Origin of the sequence: Undibacterium sp. Tian12W (assembly GCF_049339405.1) — a bacterium.
Classification (GTDB): Bacteria; Pseudomonadota; Gammaproteobacteria; order Burkholderiales; family Burkholderiaceae_D; genus Undibacterium.
On record NZ_JBMPPK010000064.1, the window covers coordinates 1 to 687 of the forward strand.

Below are 687 nucleotides of genomic sequence, written 5' to 3' on the forward strand. Positions count from 1 at the left end.
GTTACCCATTTCTGATGCATGCCATCCGCGTCAAATTGCCGTTCCAGCACGTTGGGGGCGGTGTGTCCCACGTTACCTCTGTAAGACCGGTATTTCTTTGGCCGCACCAATGATTTCAGGCCGAGCTTGCTCATCAGCCGTTGCACAGTCTTATGGTTGACCTTCACTCCCTGTTGCTGGATAGCCAGAGTCACGCGCCGATAACCATAGCGTCCCTGATGCCGCGTAAAGATGGTGCCGATTCGTTTCTTGAGCCCTTGGTACTTATCCTCTGCCTGCAAAACTTTCTGTTGATAATAGAAAGTACTCCGGGCCAGACCAGCTAGTTTGAGCAGATCTGTCAGAGGGAAGTGTTGCCTTAGTTCGATGACTACTTGCGCTTTTTGCGTGCTGTCGCCCGCTGTTGCTGCTGAGATTGAACCAAGGCCCGCAACTTTTTTAAGTAGGCATTCTCCATGCGTAAATGGCTGACTTCCGCAAGTAAGTCTTCACGTGTGCGGGTTTCATCATTCATCGGTAAGGACGGGGGTTGTGGCTTGGTGTCTGGCATCTTCTTGGGTCTTCCACGTACACGTGGTATCAGGGCATCTATACCACCATTATGATAGCAACGCTCCCAATCACCAATACATCCCGGACTGCGGATATTAAACAGGGCAGCAACTTCCCGGTAGGAAAGCTGGTTAT

The 687-nt window shown here is 51.1% G+C and carries 1 pseudogene; it reads right to left on the bottom strand.

The features are described 5' to 3' along the window. Nucleotides 1-687: pseudogene (locus ACO0LI_RS30610) on the bottom strand (IS3 family transposase); the annotation flags it as partial.